A 24,445-nucleotide genomic window follows, 5' to 3' on the forward strand; every position below is an offset into this window, starting at 1 on the left:
ATTAGCTTTTAAAATCTAAAATGAGAAAATGCTTTATTTGCTTCAGCCATACGGTGCGTATCATCTTTCTTTTTGATAGCAGCTCCTTCACCTTTAGAAGCAGCAATGATTTCACCAGCTAAACGTTCTGTCATGGTTTTTTCACCTCTTTTTCTAGCAAAAGTGATCATCCATTTAATTCCTAAAGATATTTTTCTTTCAGGACGAACTTCTAGTGGCACTTGGAATGTTGCTCCACCCACTCTTCTACTTTTCACCTCTACAGCAGGAGAAATATTAGACAAAGCTTTTTTCCAAACTTCCAATCCGTTCTCTTTTGTTTTTTCCTCTACCATGTTTAAGGCATCATAAAAAATGTTGTATGCAACACTTTTTTTACCATCCACCATTAGGTAGTTTACAAATTTTGTAACTAATGTATCTCCAAATTTAGGATCTGGAAGGATATATCTTTTTTTAGGTTTTGCTTTCCTCATCTTTCTTTATTTCTTAGGTCTTTTAGCTCCGTATTTTGATCTTCTTTGGGTACGACCGTTTACACCAGCAGTATCCAATGCACCTCTAATGATGTGATATCTCACACCCGGTAAATCTTTTACTCTTCCTCCCCTAATTAACACTATTGAGTGTTCTTGTAGGTTATGACCTTCACCAGGGATGTACGCGTTCACTTCTTTTTGATTGGTTAACCTAACCCTAGCCACTTTTCTCATTGCTGAGTTAGGCTTTTTAGGAGTGGTTGTATAAACACGAGTACATACACCTCTTCTTTGTGGGCAAGAATCCAAAGCAGGAGATTTTGACTTAGAAGTCAATTTCTTTCTACCCTTTTTAACTAATTGTTGTATAGTAGGCATTTATTATAACTTTATCTTCTATTACTACTTGAGATTTTTAGGACTGCAAAGGTAAAAAATCAGATGCATTATCCAAACACATCTGATTAATTATTTTCACAAAGCCCTAATTTATAAGGAATAAGCTTAAGCTTCTCCGACATTTGAACCAAAATTCATCGGAAATTTCGGTGATTCTTCTGATTGTTTTATCGGTCCAAAATTCTTTTCGTATTTATTAATATTATCTTTTAATGCATTCAATAACCTTTTTGCATGCTCTGGAGTCACTACAACTCTAGATTTTACTTTCGCTTTAGGTACTCCTGGCATTAATCGGATAAAATCAATAACAAATTCACTGTTAGAGTGCGCCACCATTGCCAAATTAGCATAAACACCTTCCGCTACATCTTCGGGTAGTTCAATGTTAATTTGGTTCTGTTTCTTATTTCCTTTTTGTTCCTCCATTTTATATACTGGATTTATTTAAAAGAAAGACTGAATTATGCTTCAGTCTTTTCTTCTGCTACTTTACTTTCTTTCATGCTGTCAAGTTCTTCTTTAGAACCAACAATCATTTCAGTCCAATCCTTCAAGCCTGTACCTGCAGGAATCAAGTGTCCTACAATTACATTCTCTTTCAATCCTAATAAGTGGTCGGCTTTACCTCTAATTGAAGCTTCACTTAACACTTTAGTAGTTTCCTGGAATGATGCTGCTGATATAAAGCTTTCAGTTCCTAAAGATGATTGCGTAATACCTTGTAATGTTGGTTTAGAAACCGCAGGCTCAGCATCTCTAGTTTTCACTAACTTCATATCTTTTCTTTTCAGCGTTGAGTTTTCATCTCTTAATTTTCTTGCTGAAATGATTTGCCCTGGTTTTAGATTTGGAGAATCTCCAGCATCTGTAACCACTTTCATATCTAAAATTCTATCGTTTTCTTCTCTGAACACGAAACGATCCACTACCTGATTAGGTAAGAAAGTAGTATCACCAGATTCTAGAACCTGAACTTTCTGCATCATTTGTCTAACGATTACCTCGATGTGCTTATCATTGATTTTCACACCTTGTAGACGGTACACTTCCTGAATTTCATTAACGATATATTCCTGAACAGCTGTCGGTCCTTTAATAGAAAGAATATCATTTGGAGTTGTCGCTCCATCAGAAAGTGCATAACCAGCTTTCACAAAGTCATTATCCTGAACTAAAATGTGTTTAGATAGAGACACTAAATATCTTTTCTTAACACCATCTTTAGATTCAATAAAGATTTCTCTGTTACCTCTCTTGATTCCACCAAAGGTCACAACACCATCAATCTCAGATACAACCGCAGGGTTTGAAGGGTTTCTAGCCTCGAACAACTCAGTTACCCTAGGAAGACCCCCTGTAATATCTTTAGATTTGGATGTAGATCTTGGTATTTTAGCTAAGATCTGACCAGGCTTAATTTTAGCTCCTTCATCAACTGATAAGTGAGCTCCCACTGGAATATTGTAAGTCTTAGGATCTTGTCCTTTAGTATTTACAATTACAGCAGGGTTTTTAGTTTTATCTTTTGTATCGATTATAACTTTTTCTCTGTGACCTGTTTGCTCATCTGATTCCTCTTTATAAGTGATACCTTCTTCGATACTTTCAAATTCAGTAACTCCTTCAAATTCAGAAAGAATAACAGCATTATATGGGTCCCAGAAACAAAGTTCCTGATCCTTTTCTACTTTTTCACCTTCTTTAACTTTAAGTGTTGCACTATAAGGTACGTGATTACTCATTAATACCTTTTTAGATTTAGGATCGATGATTTTAATCTCACCAGATCTACCCATTACTACCGTTCTTGACTCTCCTTCGTCATCTGTAGATTGAATAGCTCTTAAGTCCTCAAATTCTACAACACCGGCAGTTTTCGCTTTAATGGTTGCTTCAACCGCAATGTTAGAAGCAGTACCCCCAACGTGGAAGGTTCTAAGTGTCAACTGCGTTCCTGGCTCACCAATTGATTGAGCTGCAATTACACCAACTGAATCTCCTTTTTGTGCGATTTTAGAAGTAGCTAAGTTTCTTCCGTAACACTTACTACAAACTCCTTGACGGGTTTCACAAGTTAATACAGATCTAATTTCCACCTCTTCTATTAAAGCTTCATCTATTTTATCACAAATTTCATCTGTGATCGTTTCACCAGACTCAACGATTAACTCGTCAGTTTGTGGGTGATAAATATCATGAACACTAACTCTACCAAGAATTCTTTCAGCTAATGACTCAACGATTTCATCATTATCTTTCAATGCAGAAACTACTAGACCTCTAAGCGTGCCACAGTCTACTTCATTTACCACAACATCTTGAGCAACATCAACCAATCTTCTAGTTAAGTAACCAGCATCGGCCGTTTTCAAAGCTGTATCGGCAAGACCTTTACGAGCACCGTGTGTAGAGATAAAGTACTCAATTACATCAAGTCCCTCACGGAAGTTAGATAGAATTGGGTTTTCAATAATACCTCCTACAGATCCTGCTAAGTTTTTCTGTGGTTTCGCCATCAATCCTCTCATTCCACCTAACTGACGAATCTGCTCTCTTGAACCTCTAGCTCCAGAGTGCATCATCATATAAATAGAGTTGAATCCTTGATTATCTTCCTCTAATTGTTGCATTAGAGTGTTCGTCAATTGAGAATTGATTCTTGTCCAGATATCAATTACTTGATTATAACGCTCATTATCTGTGATAAGACCCATCAAGTAATTGTTCCATACTGCATCAACTTCTTCCTTAGCTTGCTCAACTAATGTATCTTTCACTTCAGGAACCATGATATCACCAAGTCCCATTGACAGACCACCTTTATAAGCATTTTGGAAACCTAATTCTTTGATATCATCTAAGAATTTAGCGGTTTTTGCTGATCCAGCTAGTTTATATACATGGGCAATTATACCCTGTAAGTTCTTTTTAGTTAATAATTGATCGATATAACCTACTTCTTCAGGAACACTTTCATTGAAGATTACACGACCTGCTACTGTATCAATTATTTTTCTTTCTAATTCACCTTCAGCATTGCGAACATAAGTTCTTAATTTTATGTGGGCATGCTTAGAAACTTTCTTTTCATTGATAGCAATGATAACTTCCTCAGCACTGTAGAAGATTTTTCCTTCTCCAGCAACTGGCTCTTCCTCAGTAGATTTTCTACCTTTTGAAACATAATAAAGACCCAAAACCATATCCTGAGAAGGTACAGTAATTGGAGCCCCGTTAGCAGGGTTTAAGATATTATGCGAAGAAAGCATTAATGTTGAGGCTTCCAAAATTGCTTCATGTCCTAACGGAACGTGAACCGCCATCTGGTCACCATCGAAATCGGCATTAAATGCTGTACACGCTAATGGGTGTAACTGAATTGCTTTACCTTCAATTAATTTAGGCTGGAATGCCTGGATACCTAATCTGTGAAGTGTTGGAGCCCTGTTTAATAATACAGGATGTCCTTTCATCACATTCTCCAAAATATCCCAAACTACCGGATCTTTACGGTCAACGATTTTCTTCGCTGATTTAACCGTTTTAACAATTCCTCTTTCAATTAATTTACGGATGATAAATGGCTTGAATAGCTCAGCTGCCATATTTTTAGGCAAACCGCATTCATGCATTTTTAACTCAGGTCCTACTACAATTACAGAACGACCAGAGTAATCAACCCTTTTACCTAATAAGTTTTGACGGAATCTACCTTGCTTACCTTTCAACATATCTGAAAGTGATTTCAAGGCTCTGTTTCCATCAGATCTTACAGCGTTAACTTTTCTAGAGTTATCGAATAATGAATCAACGGCTTCCTGCAACATTCTCTTCTCATTTCTAAGAATTACTTCAGGAGCTTTGATATCGATCAATCTTTTCAGACGGTTATTTCTGATGATAACTCTTCTGTATAAATCATTTAAATCAGAAGTAGCAAAACGACCACCATCTAATGGAACTAAAGGTCTTAGTTCTGGCGGAATTACTGGCACCATTCTGATGATCATCCATTCAGGACGATTTTCAATTCTTGTTCTTGCATCACGGAAGGCTTCAACTACTCTCAATCTTTTTAAAGCTTCAGCTTTTCTTTGTTGAGAAGTATCAGTAGCTGCCTGATGTCTTAATTCGTATGATAATTCATCTAATTGGATTCTGCTTAAAAGCATATCTAATGCTTCAGCACCCATTTTAGCGATGAATTTGTTTGGATCATCATCATCTAACTGTTGATTTTCTCTAGGTAATTTATCTAAAATATCTAGATACTCATCTTCTGTTAAGAAATCCATGTACGCAATACCATCCTCTTCTTTAACACCTGGCTGGATTACTACATATCTTTCGTAATAAATGATTTGGTCTAATTTCTTAGTAGGTAAACCTAGTAAGTAACCAATTTTATTAGGTAGAGATTTGAAGTACCAAATGTGAGCAACTGGAACCACTAGCTCAATATGGCCCATTCTCTCTCTACGTACTTTTTTCTCTGTTACTTCAACCCCACATCTATCACAGATAATCCCTTTATATCTGATTCTTTTATATTTACCACAATGACATTCCCAGTCTTTTACAGGACCGAATATTCTTTCACAGAATAAACCACCCATTTCCGGCTTATAAGTACGGTAATTGATGGTTTCTGGCTGAGTGACCTCACCATGAGAACTTTCCAGAATAGACTCTGGAGAAGCCAAACTAATGGTGATTTTTGAAAAGTCAGTGTTGATTTTTTTGTTTTTTTTGAACGCCATAATAAATGTATCTAAATGGGGCCATTAAAGACCCCGATAAAACAATTGAAATTAGTCTAAAGTGATTTCTAATGCTAAACCTCTTAATTCATGAACCAATACATTGAATGATTCCGGAATATTTGGTTTACCCATATTTTCACCTTTAACAATAGCTTCATAGGCTTTAGCTCTTCCAATCACATCATCAGATTTGATTGTAAGAATCTCTTGTAGAACATGAGAAGCACCAAATGCCTCTAATGCCCAAACCTCCATCTCACCAAAACGCTGACCACCAAATTGAGCTTTACCACCCAATGGTTGCTGTGTAATTAATGAGTAAGGTCCGATAGAACGAGCATGCATCTTGTCATCAATTAAGTGACCTAATTTCAGCATGTAAATAACTCCAACCGTTACTTTTTGATCGAATCTATCACCTGTTAATCCGTCATATAAATGTGTTCTACCAAATTCAGGCAATCCAGCTTCCGCTAACTCTGCTGATACCTCATCTGAAGTAGCACCATCAAAAATAGGAGTCGCATATTTACGTCCTAATTTTAATCCGGCCCAACCTAATACAGTTTCATAAATCTGACCAATGTTCATCCTTGATGGTACACCTAGTGGATTCAATACGATATCTACTGGAGTTCCATCTTCTAAGAATGGCATATCTTCATCACGAACAATCTTAGCTACCACACCTTTGTTACCGTGACGACCCGCCATCTTATCACCTACTTTTAATTTACGTTTCTTAGCAACATAAACTTTTGCAAGCTGAACGATTCCTGCTGGTAATTCATCCCCTACTTCAATCGTAAATCTCTCTCTCTTGAATTTACCGGCAATCTCGTTACGTCTCTTATTGTAATTTCTTACTAAATCAACGATTAGCTTATTGATATTGTCATCATCAGTCCAGTTATCAAGAATTAAGTCAGAAATTAAGTTTACTTCTTCAGGAACATTGTAATTACTTTCATCTCTGTAGATATTTTTCTCAGGGAATAAGTTTTTCTCAATGTTATTTCTAGTGAACTTAACACCTTTACTCATGATCTCATCACCAAACTTATGTTTGATTCCTTGTGATGTCTTACCTTCTAATAATTCAGTAAGTTTTTCAATCTTGAGCTCTCTTAACTTTAATAATTGACGACTATACTCTTTTCCTAGAACTTCTACTTCTTTCTTAGCAGCAGCTCTACCTTCTTTATCTTTTTTGTGTCTTGCGAAAAGCTTAGTATCAATTACAACTCCTCTTAAAGATGGAGAAGCTTTCATTGAAGCATCTTTAACATCACCAGCCTTATCACCGAAGATAGCTCTTAGTAGCTTTTCTTCAGGGGTTGGATCTGTTTCACCTTTAGGTGTAATCTTACCAATTAAAATATCACCTTCTTTGATTTCAGTACCTGTTCTGATGATACCATTTTCATCAAGGTTTTTAACTGCTTCTTCACTTACGTTAGGAATTTCAGAAGTTAATTCTTCTTCACCTCTTTTTGTATCTCTAACCTCTAGTTCAAATTCTTCAATGTGAATAGAAGTAAATATATCATCACGAACAACTCTTTCAGAGATTACAATCGCATCCTCGAAGTTGTATCCTTGCCAAGGCATGAAGGCAACTTTCATATTTCTACCAATAGCTAACTCACCTTTCTCAGTAGCATAACCATCACATAGAATCTGACCTTTAGTTACTCTATCACCTTTGTAAACGATAGATCTAAGGTTTATCGTAGTATTTTGATTTGTTCTTCTGAATTTGATTAAGTCATATACTCTTTCATCATCATCAAAGGAAACTAATTTTTCCTCTTCTGTCATGTCATACTTAATCACAATCTTAGTGGCATCCACAAAAGTAACTACACCATCCTTTTCAGCAACAATCATACTTCTAGAATCGCTAGCTACTCGGCCTTCTAAACCAGTACCTACAATAGGTGCTTCAGGTCTCAATAAAGGAACTGCTTGGCGCTGCATGTTTGATCCCATCAAAGCACGGTTTGCATCATCATGCTCCAAGAATGGAATCATAGAAGCTGCAACTGATACAATTTGGTTAGGAGCAATATCCATGTAAGAAAGCTCTTTTGGCTCTAATACTGGGAAGTCACCTTCAAATCTAGCTTTTACTCTATCGTTCAAATATTTACCTGAATCATCAATTGGAGCGTTAGCCTGGGCGATGTTGTGGTCATCTTCTTCTTCAGCAGTTAAGTATAATACGTTACCGCTCATGTCTACTTTACCATTTTCAACTTTTCTATATGGGGTTTCGATGAATCCCATATTGTTTACTTTGGCATGAACACATAAAGAAGATATCAAACCAATGTTTGGACCTTCAGGAGTTTCAATCGTACATAATCTACCGTAGTGAGTATAGTGAACATCACGAACCTCAAAACCAGCACGTTCTCTTGATAAACCACCTGGTCCTAAAGCAGACATTCTTCTTTTATGAGTTACCTCAGATAATGGGTTCGTTTGATCCATAAATTGAGATAACTGGTTAGTACCAAAGAATGAGTTAATAACAGAAGATAATGTTCTAGCATTGATCAAATCAACAGGCTTGAAGTCTTCATTATCTCTTACATTCATTCTCTCACGGATAGTTCTAGCCATTCTAGCTAAACCTACTCCAAACTGCGCATATAATTGCTCACCAACAGTTCTAACTCTTCTGTTACTTAAGTGATCGATATCATCAACAATAGCTTTAGAGTTTATCAAACCAATTAGGTATTTAACAATGTGAATAATATCCACTTTTGTTAAAACTTTAGTATCAGCTTCAATATCTAAGCCTAATTTTTTGTTGATTCTATATCTACCAACTTCACCTAAATCATATCTCTTTTCAGAGAAAAATAAGTTTTGGATAATCTCTCTTGCAGTAGCCTCATCAGGAGCCTCGGTATTTCTAAGCTGACGATAAATTTGTTCTACTGCCTCTTTTTCAGAGTTTGAGTTATCTTTTTGTAATGTATTATATACAATGCTGTAATCAGTGATATTTACATCAGTTCTATGTAAAATAATAGATTTAACACCAGCATCTAAGATTAAGTCAATATCTTCTTCCTCAATTACTGAGTCTCTTTCTAAAAGAACTTCATTTCTATCGATAGATACAACTTCTCCTGTATCTTCATCCACGAAATCCTCTGTCCATGTTTTAAGAACTCTTGCAGCAAGTTTTCTTCCGATAACTTTCTTTAATGCCGCTTTCGTACCTTCTACTTCTTCAGAAAGATTGAAAAGATCTAAAATATCTTTATCAGAACCATAACCGATAGCACGTAATAATGTAGTAACAGGGAATTTCTTCTTTCTGTCGATGTAGGCATACATCACATTATTAACATCTGTAGCAAATTCAATCCAAGATCCTTTGAATGGGATAATTCTCGCAGAATATAATTTAGTACCGTTTGTGTGTTTACTTTGAGCAAAGAACACACCTGGTGATCTGTGTAATTGAGATACAATAACACGCTCAGCTCCATTAATAATGAAAGAGCCCTTTTCTGTCATGTAAGGGATATTCCCTAAGAATACCTCTTGCTCAATTGTTTCAAAGTCTTCATTGTCCTCATCATTGCAAATTAATCTTAATTTTGCTTTTAAAGGAACTGAATAAGTTAAACCTCTATCGATACAACCATCAATATCATATTTTGGTGGGTCAACTAGATAGTCAACGAATTCTAGAACAAAGTTTTCTCTAGAATCTGAAATTGGAAAGTTTTCTTGGAATACTTTAAAAATTCCTTCTTCAGCTCGTTTTTCAGCAGGAGTTTCCAATTGGAAAAAATCCTTAAATGATTGGAGTTGAACATCAAGGAAATCAGGATAATCAATTACTGTTTTAATTGACGAGAAATTGATTCTTTCAGATTGATTTATATTAGCCAAGGCTCTGAATATTTAAAGTTTTTGTAAATCTATAAAGTGCGAAACGCACTGTCCTGTTTCGTAAATTAGTACAAACAGGAAAAGACCTGACCCCGATATTGAATTATCAATATCGGGGACCAGGCCTAATTTCTTGGGCAGAAATCAGTTAACCCTTTCAGGATCAACTTATTACTTTAATTCTACTTCTGCTCCAGCTTCTTCAAGTTGCTTTTTAAGCGCCTCTGCTTCGTCTTTAGCTACTCCTTCTTTTACAGCTTTAGGAGCACCGTCAACTAATTCTTTTGCTTCTTTCAAGCCTAAACCAGTTAATTCTTTAACTGCTTTAACAACTTGTAATTTAGCAGATCCTGCAGAATTTAAGATTACATCAAAAGATGATTTCTCTTCTGCTGCATCGCCTCCGCCAGCACCACCAGCTGCCATAACAGGAGCTGCAGCTGCTGCAGGTTCGATACCGTGTGTTTCTTTTAGGTAATCAGCAAGTTCATTAACTTCTTTTACTGTTAATTCTACTAATTGATCTCCAATTGCTTTGATATCAGCCATGATTGTGTTATTTAAATTTTAATGATTTTGTTCTGTAAATTGTTAATTATTGTGCTCTTTCTTCAAGTGCTTTTACTAATCCTGAAACAGTATGTCCTCCGCTTTGTAGTGCAGAAATAACATTCTTAGCAGGTGACTGTAGTAATCCAACAATGTCACCAAGCATATCTTTCTTAGATTTAAGCTCGCTAAGTGGTGTTAAGTGCTCAGCACCCACGTAAACATCTGTATCTATAGCAGCAGCTTTAAGTAAAGGCTTTTCAGTATCGTTTTTCTTATGGAATTCTTTAATCACCTTAGCAGGTGCATTACCTACTTCAGGAGAAAATAAAATTCCTGAGAAACCTTTTAATGATCCAAACATTGCAGAGTAATCTTCTTCTTGATTCTCCAATGCTTTCTGAATCAAGGAATTCTTTACTACTTTGTATTCTAATCCTCTTTCAAAAACAAGTTGTCTAAAGGCATTAGTTTCTGCAACAGTCATTCCTGAACCATCAGCCAGATAAAAATGCGGATTTTCCGTGAATTTACCTGTTAGTTCCTCTATAAGTTGTCCTTTTTCCTTTCTAGTCATATTAAATTCCAGCTATAGAGTTTTTGTCAATAGAGATTCCCTTGCTCATCGTAGACGACATGGTCATGCTCATAAAATACGTACCTTTAGAAGAAGCTGGTTTCAGCTTCGCTAAAGTCTGAATTAATTCATTAGCATTCTCAGCAATTTTCTCTTTCGAGAAGGAAGCTTTACCGATACTTGCGTGAATAATCCCGAACTTGTCCACCTTAAAGTCAATTTTACCTGACTTTACTTCTTGGACCGCCTTTCCAACGTCAAGCGTAACAGTTCCTGACTTTGGATTTGGCATCAGACCTCTTGGCCCTAGTACTTTACCTAATCTACCTACTTTTGCCATAACAGTAGGCATAGTTACAATGATATCTATATCAGTCCAACCACCTTCGATCTTTTTGATGTAATCATCAAGACCTACGTAATCAGCACCTGCATCTTTAGCTTCCTGCTCTTTGTCAGGAGTAACTAAAGCTAATACTTTAACATCTTTACCTGTTCCGTGAGGAAGAGCAACAACACCTCTAACCATTTGATCAGCTTTACGAGGGTCAACTCCTAATCTTATGTCAAGGTCAACAGACGCATCAAACTTAGTTGTTGTAATTTCTTTTACTAATGCAGAAGCTTCATCTAAAGCGTATGCTTTTGTAGAATCAACTTTTTCAGCTGCAATTTTTTGATTTTTAGTAAGCTTTGCCATTTTACCTATTGTTTAAGAATTCCAAGGAGCAGTTCCTGTAACTTTAATACCCATGCTTCTCGCAGTACCTGCAACCTGACGCATAGCTGACTCAATTTTGAATGCATTTAAGTCTTGCATTTTTGTTTCAGCGATTTCTTTAACTTGATCCCAAGTTACAGAACCAACTTTGTTACGGTTTGGCTCAGCAGAACCCTTTTTCTTCTTAGAAGCTTCTAATAGAAGTACTGGAGCTGGTGGAGTTTTAATTACAAAGTCAAATGATTTGTCTTTGTAAATAGTAATCACTACCGGCAATACTTGTCCAGCTTTGTCCTGAGTTCTTCCATTAAATTGCTTACAGAACTCCATAATGTTAAGTCCTTTACTACCTAAAGCAGGACCTACGGGAGGTGACGGATTGGCAGCTCCCCCTTTAATCTGTAATTTCAGATATCCACTTATTTCCTTAGCCATCTTGCTATTCTGTTTTTTCTACTTGCATGTAATTCAATTCCACCGGAGTATTTCGACCAAAGATCTTAACCATTACATTAAGTTTCTTTCTTTCTTCAAATACCTCCTCAACTGATCCAGTAAATCCGCTGAATGGTCCATCCATCACTTTAACTGATTCCCCTACTATATAAGGAGTGCTCAGTTTTTCATCCATTTCTTCAGTTTCATCTACTTTCCCTAGAATTCGATTCACTTCATTTTGTCTTAAAGGAACCGGTTCTTTTTCATCACCTTGCCCACCAAGAAATCCTATTACTCCAGGAATACTTGTAATGGCGTGATGCGCTTCACCATTAGTAATGTCAGCTGATACAAAAACGTAACCAGGAAAAAAATTCTTTTCTCTAACACGTTTCTTACCATTCCTCATTTCATATACCTTTTCTGTAGGGATAAGAATTTGAGGAATAAATTCTTCTATTTTTTGACGAGCAATTTCATTCTCAAGATAAGTTTTAATCTTCTTCTCTTGACCACTAATTACTCTTAAAACGTACCATTTATATTCTGACATTATCAATATATCTTAAATGCTAAAATGCATTATAAAACCATTCCATTGCATTATCGAATGCCAAATCAATAACACCGATTAAAAGGGCAAAAACTAAAGCTCCCACCAAAACCAAAATAGAACTATTTTGTAATTTGCTGTAAGTAGGCCATGTTACTTTGTATCGCATTTCTGACCAAGATTCTTTTAAGAATAAACTAAGTTTTTGCATCTTATTAATGTGTTAAAATTGCACGGGTGGAGGGACTCGAACCCCCAGCCAATGGTTTTGGAGACCATTACTCTACCAATTGAGCTACACCCGTAAATACCAATGCAACTCAAAATGGTCTGCAAAGGTAGATAAAAGTTTTATAAGAAACAAATGCGCTCCGACAATATCGAGAGCGCATCGTTTAATTTATTTTTATATCTTAAATATTAGTCTAAGATTTCAGTTACCTGACCAGCACCTACAGTTCTACCACCTTCACGGATAGCGAAACGTAAACCTTTTTCACAAGCAACTTTGTTGATCAAGTTCACCTCAATTGTAACGTTATCACCTGGCATAACCATTTCAACGTTTTCAGGAAGCATGATCTCACCAGTAACGTCAGTTGTTCTTAAATAGAACTGTGGACGGTACTTGTTAAAGAATGGAGTATGACGTCCACCTTCGTCTTTAGACAATACGTAAACCTCAGCTTTGAAATGCGCGTGTGGCGTTACAGAACCTGGTTTACAGATAATCATACCTCTTTTAATTTGAGCTTTCTCAATACCTCTTAATAAAAGACCTACGTTATCACCAGCTTCACCTCTATCTAAAATTTTACGGAACATCTCAACACCAGTAACAGTTGATTTCAATCCTTCAGCTCCCATACCGATTAAGTCTACAGGATCACCTGAGTTGATAACACCTCTCTCGATTCTACCAGTAGCAACAGTACCACGACCAGTAATAGAGAATACGTCTTCAACAGGCATTAAGAAATCTTTGTCAGTTAAACGCTCTGGTAATGGAATATAATCATCAACAGCTTGCATTAACTCATCAATTTTAGCAACCCACTCAGCTTCACCATTTAAAGCACCTAAAGCAGATCCTTGTACAACTGGTAAATCATCACCTGGGAATTCATAGAAAGAAAGTAATTCTCTAACTTCCATTTCTACTAATTCTAATAATTCAGCATCATCTACTAAGTCAACTTTGTTTAAGAAAGCAACAACAGCAGGAACACCTACCTGACGAGCTAAAAGGATGTGCTCACGTGTTTGTGGCATTGGACCATCAGTAGCAGCAACTACTAAGATAGCTCCATCCATTTGAGCAGCACCAGTAACCATATTTTTCACGTAATCCGCGTGACCTGGACAGTCAACGTGAGCATAGTGACGGTTTTCTGTAGCGTACTCAACGTGTGAAGAGTTAATTGTAATACCTCTTTCTTTCTCTTCAGGTGCGTTATCAATTGAAGAGAAATCTCTTGCATCAGCAAATCCTTTATCAGATAATACTTTACAGATTGCTGCAGTTAATGTAGTTTTACCATGATCCACGTGACCGATAGTACCGATATTCACGTGTGGTTTCGAACGGTCAAAGGTTTCTTTAGCCATATTTGAAAAATCCTCAGTTTAGTTAAAATTTATAATATATTTATTCAATAACACTGATTGAGCCAACGAGGGGATTTGAACCCCCGACCTCTTCCTTACCAAGGAAGCACTCTACCCCTGAGCTACATCGGCTTGAAATCATTCAGTGCCTTTACAGGCACATCCTAACAAAGGCAGTGACGTTTCCGTTCTGCCTTTAATTTATCACCGAAATGCCTATTGTATTATAGAGCGGGAGACGAGGCTCGAACCCGCGACCTGCAGCTTGGAAGGCTGCCGCTCTACCAACTGAGCTACTCCCGCTTGTTTGAAGATTTCTCTTCAATTATGTTCATTTAACTAATGTTAATCAACATTGTGGGGGAAACAGGATTCGAACCTGTGAAGTCATAAGACAACGGATTTACAGTCCGTCCCAGTTGGCCGCTTTGGTATTCCCCCAATGGTTTCAATAAGCATTTCCTAAATCCCTTTCGTTTTAGGAAGTGCAAAATTATATGGATTTTATATTTTATCAAACTTTAAAGCTAAAAAAGATTATTTTTTTTCAACTTTATGTTGTTCTGATTTCTTAAGCTCTGTGGTTCAGATTTTTACGTTCAAAAATTTTTTATGTAACCAGCAAATTTATTTGCTATTCTGAAATCAGGATGCAATACTAATCTAAAAATGGTTTCAAATCAAAGTATATGTATAAAGAATGAAGAAAATTTTAATTCATTCCTCTTATTTTAAATCTAAATGTGTAAAATTTGATATGTGTTCCTATCTTCGTGTTAAATTTTAGTTATGTACGAGATCAAATTCAATCAATCTGAAAAAGAATATAAGCTTTCAACCAAAGAAGGCGATATATTTATAGAAGATGAAAAAGTAAACTGGGATATCAGTAAAACAGATCATCAATCATTTCATATTATATATAAGAACAAGACTTTCACAGCCCATGTAGATGAAATAGACTACGATAATAAAACATTCAAATTGCAATTGAATGGGAAAGTAGTTGAGCTTGAACTGAAAGATAAGATGGATCTTTTATTAGAAGAGATGGGGATTAGCGATATGGATTCTAATCAAGTAAATGATGTGAAAGCACCGATGCCAGGATTAATTATAGATATTATGGTGGCTCCTGGAGATGAGGTAAAAAAAGGTGATCCGCTGTTAATTCTAGAAGCTATGAAAATGGAAAATGTGATTAAGGCTGAAGGAGATGGTACGATATCTGAAATTAAAGCCAATAAAGGCGATAGCGTAGAAAAAAATCAATTGATCATCCAATTCTAATTATTTGATTTATATTTAATATTGAATTGGTATTTATAAATATACTTTAAAGTCTGCAACAATATAGCTTATGAAATTCAAACGTATTCTATTAAAATTGAGTGGGGAATCACTTATGGGTGATGAGGGTTATGGAATTGATTCTAAACGTTTAAATCAATATGCACAGGAAATCAAAAAAATTCATGACCAGGGAGTAGAAATCGCCATTGTAATTGGTGGAGGTAATATTTTTAGAGGAATACAAGCAGAATCAGCCGGAATAGATAGAGTTCAGGGTGATTATATGGGTATGTTAGCCACTGTTATTAATGGAATGGCCGTGCAAGGTGTCTTAGAAAACCATGGAATGTTTACTAGATTGATGTCGGGCATTAACATGGAGCAGGTTTGTGAGCCATTTATTAGAAGAAGAGCTATCAGACACTTAGAGAAAGGCAGAGTAGTTATATTTGGTGCTGGAATTGGAAATCCTTACTTTACTACTGACTCCACAGCTAGTTTAAGAGCAATTGAAATAGAAGCAGATGTGGTATTGAAAGGAACCAGAGTGGATGGAGTATATACAGCTGACCCTGAAAAAGATGCTGATGCAACTCGATATTCAAATATCACTTTTCAAGAAGTTTATGAAAAGGGTTTAAATGTGATGGATATGACAGCCTTTACGTTATGTCAAGAGAACAATTTACCTATTATTGTATTTGACATGAACAAAGAAGGTAATTTATATGACCTTATCAATGGTGAAAATGTTGGAACATTGATAAATTCCCAAAATTAAATACAATGGAAGAAATAGACTTAGTATTAGAAGAAGCAAAAGAGCTGATGGAAAAAGCCATTCAGCATACTAAAAGTGAATTACAAAAAATCAGAGCAGGAAAAGCTTCCCCTTCAATGCTTGATGGATTAATGGTAGATTATTATAATAATGACACACCCATTAATCAAGTCGCTTCAATTAGTACTCCCGATGCTCGATCTATCATAATAAAGCCTTGGGAAAAAAATGTGATTGGTGAAATTGAACGCGCAATTATTAATAGTGATCTTGGGTTCACACCTCAAAATGATGGTGAAATTGTTAGAATTAATATTCCACCGCTAACAGAGGAGAGAAGAATTTCTTTAACAAAACAAGCTAAAACCGAAGCAGAAGATGGGAAAATTTCTATTCGGAACGCAAGAAAAGATGCTAATGATCAATTAAAGCAACTCCAAAAGGAAGGGATATCGGAAGATGATGTAAAAAGAGGCGAAGAAAAAGTACAGAATTTAACTAATGAGTTCACTAAGAAAATAGATGATATCTTAGAGCATAAGGAAAAAGAAATAATGACGGTTTAGTTCTTTTACTTCAATAGTTTTCATAAAGCTACTTTTAGAAATAATAGTAGCTTTTTTTTTACTGTAATGACTTAAAAAATGATTTAAAACTCAATCAACTTCTCTACCTGCTCTTCTAGCAATTCACTGTAAAGTTTATCAGTAACTTCTTCACCGTTAAAGTTTTTCTCAATTCTGGCAAGTTTTAATTTCAATGCTAAAACATGCATTCCTAAATAGTTAAAAATATCTGTCATATGACTTAAAGCCAAGCCGGCACCTTGCATGCCAGATGAAATCCCAACCAATGCACATTTTTTATTCTGAAAGCTATTAGGATACTCCATCCCATCAATAAAAGCTTTTAAAACCCCAGGAAATGAGCCATTATATTCAGGAATTACGAATACATATTTCTTAGAGGCTCTCAGTAGAGTCAAGAATTCATTGAATTCGGGGTTTTTACCATTATTATCATAAAGAGCGGTGTATACAAAATCTTTAGGTAAATCAGCTAAATCAATAATATTTGACTCTATTTGTTTCTCATCTAATAACTTTTTGTAAAGTTTAGCTACTTGAGCTGAAACAGAATTATTCCTATTCGTACCAGAGATTATCGTTATCATGCTTTTTTATTTTGACACAAAAATAGGGACATAAAGTCCCTATTCTAAGAATTTTCAGTATTTAACTGATTATAATGATGATAAGTTTACAGATAATTTGAAATCATCATAAATCATTTTATCGCCTAATCCATCAAAGAAAGAACCAGATCCATATCTAATTTCCCATTTAGTTCTATCAAGAGCAAAAGACGCTTTGGCAGTAGCTTTACCGTCCTCAACTGTAATATTAGCAGGGAATGTAATTTTATTTGTTATCCCTTTGATTGTTAAATCACCAGCTAAAAAATGAGTTGCGTCAGTTGCTTCACTTTTTTCAATTGATGTGATAACAAATTTAGCTGTTGGGTGAGATTCAACACTAAAAAAATCATCAGATCTTAAGTGACCCATTAACTTATCTTTATATTCTCCTTCTAAATCTAAAACGTCAATAGAGTTCATATCAATTACGAATGAGCCCCCTGTTACCTGGCCGTTTTCAACTTCTAAAGCACCTTCTTTAATATTTACAGTTCCGTTGTGCTGACCTGTAACTTTCTCTCCTACCCAAGCTATTTGGCTTGAATTGGTATCTACCTTTACTTCTTTTCTTAAAATAGTAAACGCTGCAGCCATGATGATAGCCACTAATCCAATTGATAAAACTTTTGTTTTCATTTTCTTATTATTTAATGTTATTACATTTAATGTCGATACATATACAATGTTTTAATAAAAAGGTTTCAAATTTTTATTAAAATATTTTGAAGCCACCATGAGAAGAATCAAATTGGAACAAAATTGTTTAGCGATTATGAATACAAGCAAAGAGATAAAAGAAGCAAAAGAGTATATAACAAAAACGATTGATTTTAAGCCCGAAGTTGGAATTATACTTGGAACTGGCTTGGGTGCTTTAGTTGATGATATTGAAATTGAATATTCATTTTCATATAAGGATATTCCTAATTTCCCGGTTTCAACAGTAGAAACCCATAGTGGTAAACTTATATTTGGTGAACTAAGTGGGAAAAAAGTAGTAGCCATGCAGGGTAGATTTCATTATTATGAAGGTTACAGCATGACTCAAGTTGTAATGCCTGTGAGATTAATGTATTTACTAGGAATCAAATATTTATTTATATCAAATGCAGCAGGGGGCTTAAATAAAAATTTAGACTTGAGTGATTTAATGATTATTAAGGATCATATAAACCTTTTTCCTGAAAATCCCCTTAGAGGTAAAAACTTAGATGAATACGGTGGTAGATTTCCAGACATGTATGATGCTTATGATCCGACCTTAATTGAAAAGGCGAAATCAATTGCAAAACAGCAAAATATAGACATTAAAGAAGGGGTTTATGCAGGAGTGGCTGGACCTAATTTAGAAACACCAGCAGAATATAAATACCTAGATATTATAGGTGCTGATGCAGTTGGTATGAGTACAATACCGGAAAATATTGCAGCTAGGCACATTCAAATCCCAGTATTTGCGGTTTCTGTAATTACAGACTTATGTTATCCTGAAAAATTAAAACCTGCTGAAATTCCTGAAATCATTGGAGCGGCAATGAACGCTGAACCTAAAATGACAAAAATCTTTAAAGAATTATTGAAAATAATATAGAATAATTACTACTTCATTTAATACTCCTAAAACTTATCGAGCGTAGTTACGAATATATAAATAACCGAAACTACGTTTATGAAATTTGGAAAAGTTGAGATAGAAATTAACATTGGTGACATCACCAAGCAAAATGATATTAATACAATAGTTAACGCTGCAAATGCTGAATTACAAATAGGAAGTGGTGTAGCTGGTGCTATTCATACTGCCGCAGGTCCATTGCTAGCTGATGAATGCCAAAGCTTAGCTCCTATTCATCCAGGAGAAGCCGTTATTACAGGAGCATATGAATTGCCTAACAAAAGAATAATTCATGTTTTAGGACCAATATATGGTTTTAATCAACCTGAGGTTCAGTTTTTAAAAGACTGCTATAAAAATGCATTGGAGTTAGCAGAAAAATATAATGTTGACTCTATTGCATTTCCTGCGATTTCAACTGGTGCATTTGGTTATCCAATTGAAGAAGCAACAAAAATCGTTATATCCGCAGTTAAAGAGTATTGCAGTAAAGCAACTTCCATAAAATTGATACGCTTTATTTTATTTAATGAGAAGGATTACAAGGTTTATGAAAATGAGTTAAATAAATCACTCAATGATGAATAATCTAGAAACTCAGTTCAAGAATTTTGATTTCAAATAATTACTAACATCTAATAAAGCATCAATAATATTATCTGCAGCTTTTTGTCTATAGCCCACAATTCTTTGATTTATCAATTCTCCTGATTTACCATTAAAAGCAAATCTTCCAATCGTTTTGTTATTTTTTATCTCATAGATTAATACCTCATAGATAGAAACATCGGTTCCGTTATGATAGCCCGCCCCCATTTTCCAACTGACATCTCTGCTTTCTTTAATGGTGTGATTTAAAAGGTCTACGATAGCATTCTTACTTAGGTCCATGGTAATTCAAAGTTGTTTCCTTTATCAATTTAAAAAAATATTAAATTTAATAAAACAACTTACTGATTTTTTGATACTTAGGAGATAATTAACATGTGATTGACTAGCCCATATAGTCTCCAGTTTTCTGTCGGCATTCTTTAGCCTTTTTATTAGATATGATTTTCCAGAAAGGATTTCGAAAAAACAGGGCGGTTTTAACACCAAAGTTATGCATTACTCTTCTGAGACCAGAGTGAAATTTAGAAGCATTCTTAGGCATCACAACGTATTCATAACCAAAACGCAGTGTCACTTTATCCATGCATGGATTCCCATACAGTACATTTTTAGTGTCCTTAATGTAGATGCTGAGGAGCCGCCTTTCTTTTCTATCATTTTCTGGTTCTAATTCTGGTTCTCTTTTTATTTTCTCGGTTGACTTAGTATTATAATCTACCTGCGCAAAACTAGAGGAAGAGCCAATTAAAATGATAAAGAGTAAACCTAATAGCAAGCGCATTTTTACAAAACCTTATAATGAATGTTTAAGAAAGCTAATTTCTTTAATTTATTCAATTAAACGTTTGTTTTCTTTAAAATCATAAAGGGTTAGTTGTCTTAAATTGAAATATGCTTGCCAAAAATTTCCTAATGAATTGATATAATCTCTTTTGGCTTGATCTTTTTCAGTTAAGGCAATTGATAAATCAGTAATACTTATTTTTCCGATTAGGTATCTGTTTTTAGAAATATCATATCTTCTTTGAGAGATATCATCGGCTTTTTGAGTTATTGCCACTTGATCTCTTAACATTTCTAAAGTTTTAACTTGTGTGTAAACCTCCTGCTCAAAATTCACTCTCTCTTGTTGAACTGTATATTGCACTAGTTGATAATTTGCCTGAGCAGTTTTAACTCTGGATTTTTGACGTCCCCAGTCCACTATAGGAATTGTAAAGCCTAACTGAACTCTTTGTTGATTTTCTGGAGTTTGGTAAATAGCAGGGAGCTGATCTCCTTGATTAGTAAGACCGAAACTACCGAACAAATTCATATTTAAGCCGGTTTCTCCTTGCGCTCTATCTACTTCTTTATCTGCTTCCAAAAGTCGTCTTTCAAATCCAATAGCCTCCTGCCTGTTGCGTAAGGCTTCTTGCAGTGCAAGATCAGGATTAATATTAAATTCCGGGATTTCCTCAGGAACAATTAAATTGAGTTCATCATCATTTTTTAAACCTAAAAATGCTTTCAGTGCTAGCTGTCTTGTTTCTAGGTCAAGTTTTGCTTGAGCAACAGATTGCCTAGAATTCATTAAGCTTAATTCCAATTGCAATAATTCATTTTCTGGAATTTTACCTAGTTCATAGCGACCTTGCGCAATTTTATAGATAGTGTCATTATTACCTAAATTCTTTTGAGCGATTTGTAAACTAACCTGAGCACTTAACAAATTGAAAAATCTAGATGAAACATCTTTTGAAATCTGTTCAAACTCCTCTACGAACTCACGCTTTGATTCCTCAAACCGTAATGGTTCAATCTTTTTATCCCATTTCAGCTCATTAAATCTAAATAATGGTTGAATAAACCCTATCGATAGTGGATCACCACCATATCTGAAATCATTCCTCTCAAAGTCATCAAAGCGGTTTACAGTAGAATTCAAAAAAACGGTCCCTCCTGTTAATCCTATTTGCTGTTCAAGATTTAAAGAAACATCAGAATTACTATTAAAAACTGATCTAAACTCAGTTGAACCATCTTCCTGGGTGATAGGCGTAACTGATCTATTAAAATTAGGTAGTGTCCCACTCAAACTTAGCTGAGGAACGAAATTAGATTTAAAAACTCTGTATTGCCAATAGCGGTTTTCTTTTATTGTTTCAGCTCTTTTGAAAGCCGGAGACTGAGTTTTAGCTATTTGAATTACATCTTCTAGCGTATAAGTTCTTTGAGCATTTGATTGGACTGACACGAGATTCAATCCTATTAAAATAATTATGCTTACTATAAAATTTCTATTCATATCTTAAAGAAGTTATTGGATCTTGGTTTGCTGCTTTTCTAGCTGGCGCTATACCGAATATTAAACCAACCGTTGCGGCAACACCAAACGAAATAACTATTGAAATTCCGCTTACAATAGTTGGAATATCTGCAAATGAGGCTACTAAATAAGCAAAAACAATTCCTAAAATAACACCAATTATCCCACCGCTTATACTGATCATTACGGCCTCGAGCAAAAACTGAAGAATTACATCCGACTTCTTGGCACCTAAAGATAACCTAAGACCAATCTCTTTAATCCTTTCCATTACTGAAGCCAGCATAATATTCATAATTCCTATACCCCCTACCAAAAGAGAGATACCAGCAATAGCACCTAGTACTATATTGAAAATATTTTTTGTTTTCTGTTGCTGTTTCAACAATAATTCTGGAATTGTCACTTCAAAATCTACTTTATCATAGTGACGCCTCTTTAGCATTCTGGAAATTAATTCCGCAGTTGGATTTAAACTTTCAGACTTTTCAACCTGAACCGTAAGTTTATCAATCTGATGATAATTAGGGTTCGCTTTCTGATTGTTTTCATCATCATTATTTCTGGCGTTAGCTTTTTTCAACTGCGCTTGAGTTAGGGCTGCTCGATTTTTATAATTCACTAATACTGTTTGCACTGGAGTATAGATATCCATATTGAAATCACGTAAGCCAAGATTATCCAAACTCTTTTGGCTATATAGTCTTTCTTTCAGAACCCCTATAACCTCGAGCCAGTGAGGGCCTACCTTTATCATCTTGCCCACAGGATTAGTATTAGGGAAAAATCGCGACTTAACGGATTTACCAATAATGCAAACGCGACTTCCAATTTTGAGATGCTCCTCAATAAACATATCACCTTGGTTTAGCTCAAAAGCAGAAAGATTAAAATAAGATGGATTAACCCCTACTAATTTAGCTGACCTTCTAATACCGTTTCGAATCACATAGGTATCTAAAATTATTTCAGGACTAACTGCTTCTATTCCTGGGATAATTTCTGCAATACTTTCTGCATCGGCCAGGGTTAAACCAGGACTAAATTTTTTCTTTTCTTTTTTACCTGAACTTTGTTGTAAATCTTCTTCTGTTTGTTCAATAACTGGTTCTATCACAATATTATTGACCCCTACTAATTTGATTTGATTCAAAATTTCCTGTTGGGCACCATTACCAATGGCAAGCATTGCTATTACTGCCGCTACTCCAAAAATAATTCCAAGTGCCGTTAAAAAAGAACGCGTTCGGTTTGCTACTACCGCCTCAAACGCAATATTAAGATTGGCTAATATTTTTTCTTTCATCTAGAGTTGAGGTGTTTTTAAAAGCTGCACATCTTTATCCTCCAATCCATTTGGAGCTACTAAATAAACTTTTTCACCTGAATCAACACCTTCTTGAACTATCACCTCATTTGCATTAGCTTTCCCTAAGGTTACTTCCTGCTTAATCGTTTCCAGACCAGATTTTTTATATACAAATGCTATTGAATCTCCTTGATTAAATATTGATTCCAGTGGTACATAAATTGCCTCCGGTACGATATCAGTTATTATTTCATTTGCTGTGCTCATTGCAGGTCTTAAAGTAGTGTCGCTTTCATTAATTTCTACTTTCACCTCAAATACTTTAGCATCAGAATTAGGTCTTTGTTCCCCAACATTTGCTACATAAATAACTTCACCCGTTAATTTTTTATCTGGAAATGCATCTAGACCTATATTAACATGCTGACCTTTTGTAATTTTTCTAATATCCACTTCATTCACAAAGGTGGTAGAAATCATAGTAGATAAATCTGGAAGCGTGGCTACTGTTGGGTCCCATGCTCCAATAGAGGCTCCTTCAGATTTTTTAGACCCATCATATTCTCTAACGTAAATCACCATGCCATCTTCAGGAGCTGTGATTTGAAATTTCTTTCTAAGTTCCAGTAAGAAGTTTCTTTCATCTCTATCTTCAGATAATTCAGCAGCAGCTTCTTGCATCTGAGCTACGGCCTTATCTTTCTTTAGTAAATAATTCTCTTTGGCTTGTTTAAACGCACGTTTGGCTTTGCTTAGATCTATTTCAGCTTGCTTGATTGTTGCTGGCGGTTCGAATTGAGATTGTTCTAAAACTAGTTTTTTTTCTTCTACAGCAAATTCTAAATTGATTAATTCATCTCTAGACTGTCTTAAGGTTAAAGCAGTATCCAATTTGGTCTGTGTATATTGAGATAAGCTTTGTTGATATTCGTTTTCCACATTTCGAAGTCTATCTGATAATTCAGATGCATCCAAACTGGCCACAAAATCACCTTTTTCTACCACTGTTCCTTCGTCTACCAATTTATCGATCTTCACATTCCATAATCTTGCAGCTCTCAATCCGGATGGACCTGTAATTTTAATGGCGTTTTTTGCCTCCAGCTCTCCCGTTGTAGTGATTGCAATAACGAATTCTCCTTTTTGTGCTTCAGTCAATATTTCAACCGATTCATTATTTCCACTTCCAGAAAATGTAAAAAGAGCTATCACAATGATCACTACAGCTGATAAGCCAATTATTAATTTTTTATTCATAGTACAAATTTTAAGGCTGATCCCTTTATAATGTAAAATTACTTATAATAGTTTGAAATAT

Annotated in this window: 24 protein-coding genes and 4 tRNA genes; 5 read left to right on the forward strand and 23 right to left on the reverse strand. The window is 35.2% G+C overall.

From position 1 onward, the window contains the following. Window positions 1–8 precede the first annotated feature (8 nt). The 16 genes from rpsG to QYS48_RS03230 form a co-directional block, all read right to left on the reverse strand. The gene (gene rpsG / locus QYS48_RS03155) at window positions 9–476 is read right to left on the reverse strand and encodes a 30S ribosomal protein S7 (protein ID WP_308357486.1); all 468 of its coding nucleotides are present in this window, start codon (window positions 474–476) and stop codon (window positions 9–11) included. Between the two features lie 6 nt (window positions 477–482). Further along, window positions 483–857, reverse strand: a complete 375-nt coding sequence (rpsL, locus tag QYS48_RS03160) for a 30S ribosomal protein S12 (protein ID WP_013455147.1) — start codon at window positions 855–857, stop codon at window positions 483–485. A gap of 126 nt (window positions 858–983) precedes the next feature. Beyond that, window positions 984–1,307: a DUF3467 domain-containing protein gene (locus QYS48_RS03165; RefSeq protein ID WP_308357487.1), complete on the reverse strand. Its 324-nt coding sequence runs from the start codon at window positions 1,305–1,307 to the stop codon at window positions 984–986. Window positions 1,308–1,342: 35 nt separating this feature from the next. Continuing rightward, window positions 1,343–5,641 (reverse strand): DNA-directed RNA polymerase subunit beta', encoded by a 4,299-nt coding sequence (gene rpoC, locus QYS48_RS03170; RefSeq protein WP_308357488.1) that lies wholly within the window; start codon window positions 5,639–5,641, stop codon window positions 1,343–1,345. 51 nt (window positions 5,642–5,692) lie between these two features. Then, the gene (gene rpoB / locus QYS48_RS03175; RefSeq protein WP_308357489.1) at window positions 5,693–9,565 is read right to left on the reverse strand and encodes a DNA-directed RNA polymerase subunit beta; all 3,873 of its coding nucleotides are present in this window, start codon (window positions 9,563–9,565) and stop codon (window positions 5,693–5,695) included. Between the two features lie 171 nt (window positions 9,566–9,736). Continuing rightward, entirely contained in the window at window positions 9,737–10,114 is a 378-nt protein-coding gene (rplL, locus tag QYS48_RS03180) for a 50S ribosomal protein L7/L12 (protein ID WP_302127512.1), read from the reverse strand. Window positions 10,115–10,160: 46 nt separating this feature from the next. After that, window positions 10,161–10,691, reverse strand: coding sequence for a 50S ribosomal protein L10 (gene rplJ / locus QYS48_RS03185; protein ID WP_308357490.1), 531 nt, complete (start codon window positions 10,689–10,691; stop codon window positions 10,161–10,163). Between the two features lies 1 nt (window position 10,692). Further along, a complete protein-coding gene (gene rplA / locus QYS48_RS03190; RefSeq protein ID WP_308357491.1) occupies window positions 10,693–11,391 on the reverse strand; it encodes a 50S ribosomal protein L1 in 699 nt (232 codons plus the stop codon). Between the two features lie 12 nt (window positions 11,392–11,403). After that, window positions 11,404–11,847, reverse strand: a complete 444-nt coding sequence (rplK, locus tag QYS48_RS03195; protein ID WP_308357492.1) for a 50S ribosomal protein L11 — start codon at window positions 11,845–11,847, stop codon at window positions 11,404–11,406. A 4-nt stretch (window positions 11,848–11,851) separates the two neighbouring features. Then, the gene (gene nusG, locus QYS48_RS03200) at window positions 11,852–12,403 is read right to left on the reverse strand and encodes a transcription termination/antitermination protein NusG (RefSeq protein WP_308357493.1); all 552 of its coding nucleotides are present in this window, start codon (window positions 12,401–12,403) and stop codon (window positions 11,852–11,854) included. Window positions 12,404–12,422: 19 nt separating this feature from the next. Further along, window positions 12,423–12,614 carry a preprotein translocase subunit SecE gene (gene secE, locus QYS48_RS03205; RefSeq protein WP_302103719.1) on the reverse strand — a complete coding sequence of 64 codons (192 nt, stop codon included), beginning with the start codon at window positions 12,612–12,614 and terminating at the stop codon, window positions 12,423–12,425. A 21-nt stretch (window positions 12,615–12,635) separates the two neighbouring features. Then, window positions 12,636–12,708, reverse strand: a tRNA-Trp gene (locus QYS48_RS03210). A gap of 115 nt (window positions 12,709–12,823) precedes the next feature. After that, window positions 12,824–14,011, reverse strand: coding sequence for an elongation factor Tu (tuf, locus tag QYS48_RS03215; protein ID WP_308357494.1), 1,188 nt, complete (start codon window positions 14,009–14,011; stop codon window positions 12,824–12,826). Between the two features lie 60 nt (window positions 14,012–14,071). Then, window positions 14,072–14,143 (reverse strand) — tRNA-Thr (locus QYS48_RS03220). A 98-nt stretch (window positions 14,144–14,241) separates the two neighbouring features. Continuing rightward, window positions 14,242–14,314, reverse strand: a tRNA-Gly gene (locus QYS48_RS03225). Between the two features lie 55 nt (window positions 14,315–14,369). Next, window positions 14,370–14,452: transfer RNA gene (locus QYS48_RS03230), tRNA-Tyr, on the reverse strand. Window positions 14,453–14,800: 348 nt separating this feature from the next. On the opposite strand from QYS48_RS03230, the gene QYS48_RS03235 reads away from it, so the two are divergent. From QYS48_RS03235 to frr, 3 genes are all read left to right on the forward strand, one after another. Then, window positions 14,801–15,301 (forward strand): acetyl-CoA carboxylase biotin carboxyl carrier protein subunit, encoded by a 501-nt coding sequence (locus QYS48_RS03235; protein ID WP_302127515.1) that lies wholly within the window; start codon window positions 14,801–14,803, stop codon window positions 15,299–15,301. A 70-nt stretch (window positions 15,302–15,371) separates the two neighbouring features. Beyond that, complete coding sequence (gene pyrH / locus QYS48_RS03240) at window positions 15,372–16,085, forward strand: UMP kinase (protein ID WP_302103716.1); 714 nt, start codon at window positions 15,372–15,374, stop codon at window positions 16,083–16,085. Between the two features lie 5 nt (window positions 16,086–16,090). Then, window positions 16,091–16,651 (forward strand): ribosome recycling factor, encoded by a 561-nt coding sequence (gene frr / locus QYS48_RS03245; protein WP_302103715.1) that lies wholly within the window; start codon window positions 16,091–16,093, stop codon window positions 16,649–16,651. An 83-nt stretch (window positions 16,652–16,734) separates the two neighbouring features. Here frr and QYS48_RS03250 read toward each other — a convergent pair whose 3' ends face one another. Together QYS48_RS03250 and QYS48_RS03255 are read right to left on the reverse strand one after the other, a co-directional pair. Then, window positions 16,735–17,259, reverse strand: a complete 525-nt coding sequence (locus QYS48_RS03250; RefSeq protein ID WP_302103714.1) for an NADPH-dependent FMN reductase — start codon at window positions 17,257–17,259, stop codon at window positions 16,735–16,737. A gap of 69 nt (window positions 17,260–17,328) precedes the next feature. Then, window positions 17,329–17,919 (reverse strand): YceI family protein, encoded by a 591-nt coding sequence (locus tag QYS48_RS03255; RefSeq protein WP_308357495.1) that lies wholly within the window; start codon window positions 17,917–17,919, stop codon window positions 17,329–17,331. Between the two features lie 136 nt (window positions 17,920–18,055). Between QYS48_RS03255 and QYS48_RS03260 the strand changes: the two genes are divergently transcribed. Together QYS48_RS03260 and QYS48_RS03265 are read left to right on the forward strand one after the other, a co-directional pair. Continuing rightward, window positions 18,056–18,874: a purine-nucleoside phosphorylase gene (locus QYS48_RS03260; RefSeq protein WP_308357496.1), complete on the forward strand. Its 819-nt coding sequence runs from the start codon at window positions 18,056–18,058 to the stop codon at window positions 18,872–18,874. Window positions 18,875–18,952: 78 nt separating this feature from the next. Continuing rightward, entirely contained in the window at window positions 18,953–19,486 is a 534-nt protein-coding gene (locus tag QYS48_RS03265; RefSeq protein WP_302103712.1) for a macro domain-containing protein, read from the forward strand. A 9-nt stretch (window positions 19,487–19,495) separates the two neighbouring features. On the opposite strand, the gene QYS48_RS03270 is transcribed toward QYS48_RS03265, so the two are convergent. The 5 genes from QYS48_RS03270 to QYS48_RS03290 form a co-directional block, all read right to left on the reverse strand. Next, window positions 19,496–19,789, reverse strand: coding sequence for a hypothetical protein (locus tag QYS48_RS03270; protein ID WP_302103711.1), 294 nt, complete (start codon window positions 19,787–19,789; stop codon window positions 19,496–19,498). 103 nt (window positions 19,790–19,892) lie between these two features. Continuing rightward, entirely contained in the window at window positions 19,893–20,291 is a 399-nt protein-coding gene (locus tag QYS48_RS03275) for a hypothetical protein (RefSeq protein WP_302103710.1), read from the reverse strand. A gap of 48 nt (window positions 20,292–20,339) precedes the next feature. After that, complete coding sequence (locus QYS48_RS03280; RefSeq protein WP_302127520.1) at window positions 20,340–21,797, reverse strand: TolC family protein; 1,458 nt, start codon at window positions 21,795–21,797, stop codon at window positions 20,340–20,342. Continuing rightward, window positions 21,790–23,124, reverse strand: coding sequence for an ABC transporter permease (locus tag QYS48_RS03285; protein WP_308357497.1), 1,335 nt, complete (start codon window positions 23,122–23,124; stop codon window positions 21,790–21,792). The genes QYS48_RS03280 and QYS48_RS03285 overlap by 8 nt, the downstream gene beginning before the upstream one ends. Next, window positions 23,125–24,384, reverse strand: a complete 1,260-nt coding sequence (locus tag QYS48_RS03290) for an efflux RND transporter periplasmic adaptor subunit (protein WP_308357498.1) — start codon at window positions 24,382–24,384, stop codon at window positions 23,125–23,127. Between the last annotated feature and the right edge of the window lie 61 nt (window positions 24,385–24,445).

Origin of the sequence: Marivirga arenosa, assembly GCF_030503895.2 — a bacterium.
Lineage (GTDB): Bacteria > Bacteroidota > Bacteroidia > Cytophagales > Cyclobacteriaceae > Marivirga > Marivirga arenosa.

Excerpts from the sequence above, each read along its gene's own strand:
- rpsG (WP_308357486.1), bottom strand. The coding sequence starts at position 476 with ATGAGGAAAGCAAAACCTAAAAAAAGATATATCCTTCCAGATCCTAAA.
- rpsL (WP_013455147.1), bottom strand. The coding sequence starts at position 857 with ATGCCTACTATACAACAATTAGTTAAAAAGGGTAGAAAGAAATTGACT.
- QYS48_RS03165 (WP_308357487.1), bottom strand. The coding sequence starts at position 1,307 with ATGGAGGAACAAAAAGGAAATAAGAAACAGAACCAAATTAACATTGAA.
- rpoC (WP_308357488.1), bottom strand. The coding sequence starts at position 5,641 with ATGGCGTTCAAAAAAAACAAAAAAATCAACACTGACTTTTCAAAAATC.
- rplL (WP_302127512.1), bottom strand. The coding sequence starts at position 10,114 with ATGGCTGATATCAAAGCAATTGGAGATCAATTAGTAGAATTAACAGTA.
- rplJ (WP_308357490.1), bottom strand. The coding sequence starts at position 10,691 with ATGACTAGAAAGGAAAAAGGACAACTTATAGAGGAACTAACAGGTAAA.
- rplA (WP_308357491.1), bottom strand. The coding sequence starts at position 11,391 with ATGGCAAAGCTTACTAAAAATCAAAAAATTGCAGCTGAAAAAGTTGAT.
- rplK (WP_308357492.1), bottom strand. The coding sequence starts at position 11,847 with ATGGCTAAGGAAATAAGTGGATATCTGAAATTACAGATTAAAGGGGGA.
- nusG (WP_308357493.1), bottom strand. The coding sequence starts at position 12,403 with ATGTCAGAATATAAATGGTACGTTTTAAGAGTAATTAGTGGTCAAGAG.
- secE (WP_302103719.1), bottom strand. The coding sequence starts at position 12,614 with ATGCAAAAACTTAGTTTATTCTTAAAAGAATCTTGGTCAGAAATGCGA.
- tuf (WP_308357494.1), bottom strand. The coding sequence starts at position 14,011 with ATGGCTAAAGAAACCTTTGACCGTTCGAAACCACACGTGAATATCGGT.
- QYS48_RS03235 (WP_302127515.1), top strand. The coding sequence starts at position 14,801 with ATGTACGAGATCAAATTCAATCAATCTGAAAAAGAATATAAGCTTTCA.
- pyrH (WP_302103716.1), top strand. The coding sequence starts at position 15,372 with ATGAAATTCAAACGTATTCTATTAAAATTGAGTGGGGAATCACTTATG.
- frr (WP_302103715.1), top strand. The coding sequence starts at position 16,091 with ATGGAAGAAATAGACTTAGTATTAGAAGAAGCAAAAGAGCTGATGGAA.
- QYS48_RS03250 (WP_302103714.1), bottom strand. The coding sequence starts at position 17,259 with ATGATAACGATAATCTCTGGTACGAATAGGAATAATTCTGTTTCAGCT.
- QYS48_RS03255 (WP_308357495.1), bottom strand. The coding sequence starts at position 17,919 with ATGAAAACAAAAGTTTTATCAATTGGATTAGTGGCTATCATCATGGCT.
- QYS48_RS03260 (WP_308357496.1), top strand. The coding sequence starts at position 18,056 with ATGAATACAAGCAAAGAGATAAAAGAAGCAAAAGAGTATATAACAAAA.
- QYS48_RS03265 (WP_302103712.1), top strand. The coding sequence starts at position 18,953 with ATGAAATTTGGAAAAGTTGAGATAGAAATTAACATTGGTGACATCACC.
- QYS48_RS03270 (WP_302103711.1), bottom strand. The coding sequence starts at position 19,789 with ATGGACCTAAGTAAGAATGCTATCGTAGACCTTTTAAATCACACCATT.
- QYS48_RS03275 (WP_302103710.1), bottom strand. The coding sequence starts at position 20,291 with ATGCGCTTGCTATTAGGTTTACTCTTTATCATTTTAATTGGCTCTTCC.
- QYS48_RS03280 (WP_302127520.1), bottom strand. The coding sequence starts at position 21,797 with ATGAATAGAAATTTTATAGTAAGCATAATTATTTTAATAGGATTGAAT.
- QYS48_RS03285 (WP_308357497.1), bottom strand. The coding sequence starts at position 23,124 with ATGAAAGAAAAAATATTAGCCAATCTTAATATTGCGTTTGAGGCGGTA.
- QYS48_RS03290 (WP_308357498.1), bottom strand. The coding sequence starts at position 24,384 with ATGAATAAAAAATTAATAATTGGCTTATCAGCTGTAGTGATCATTGTG.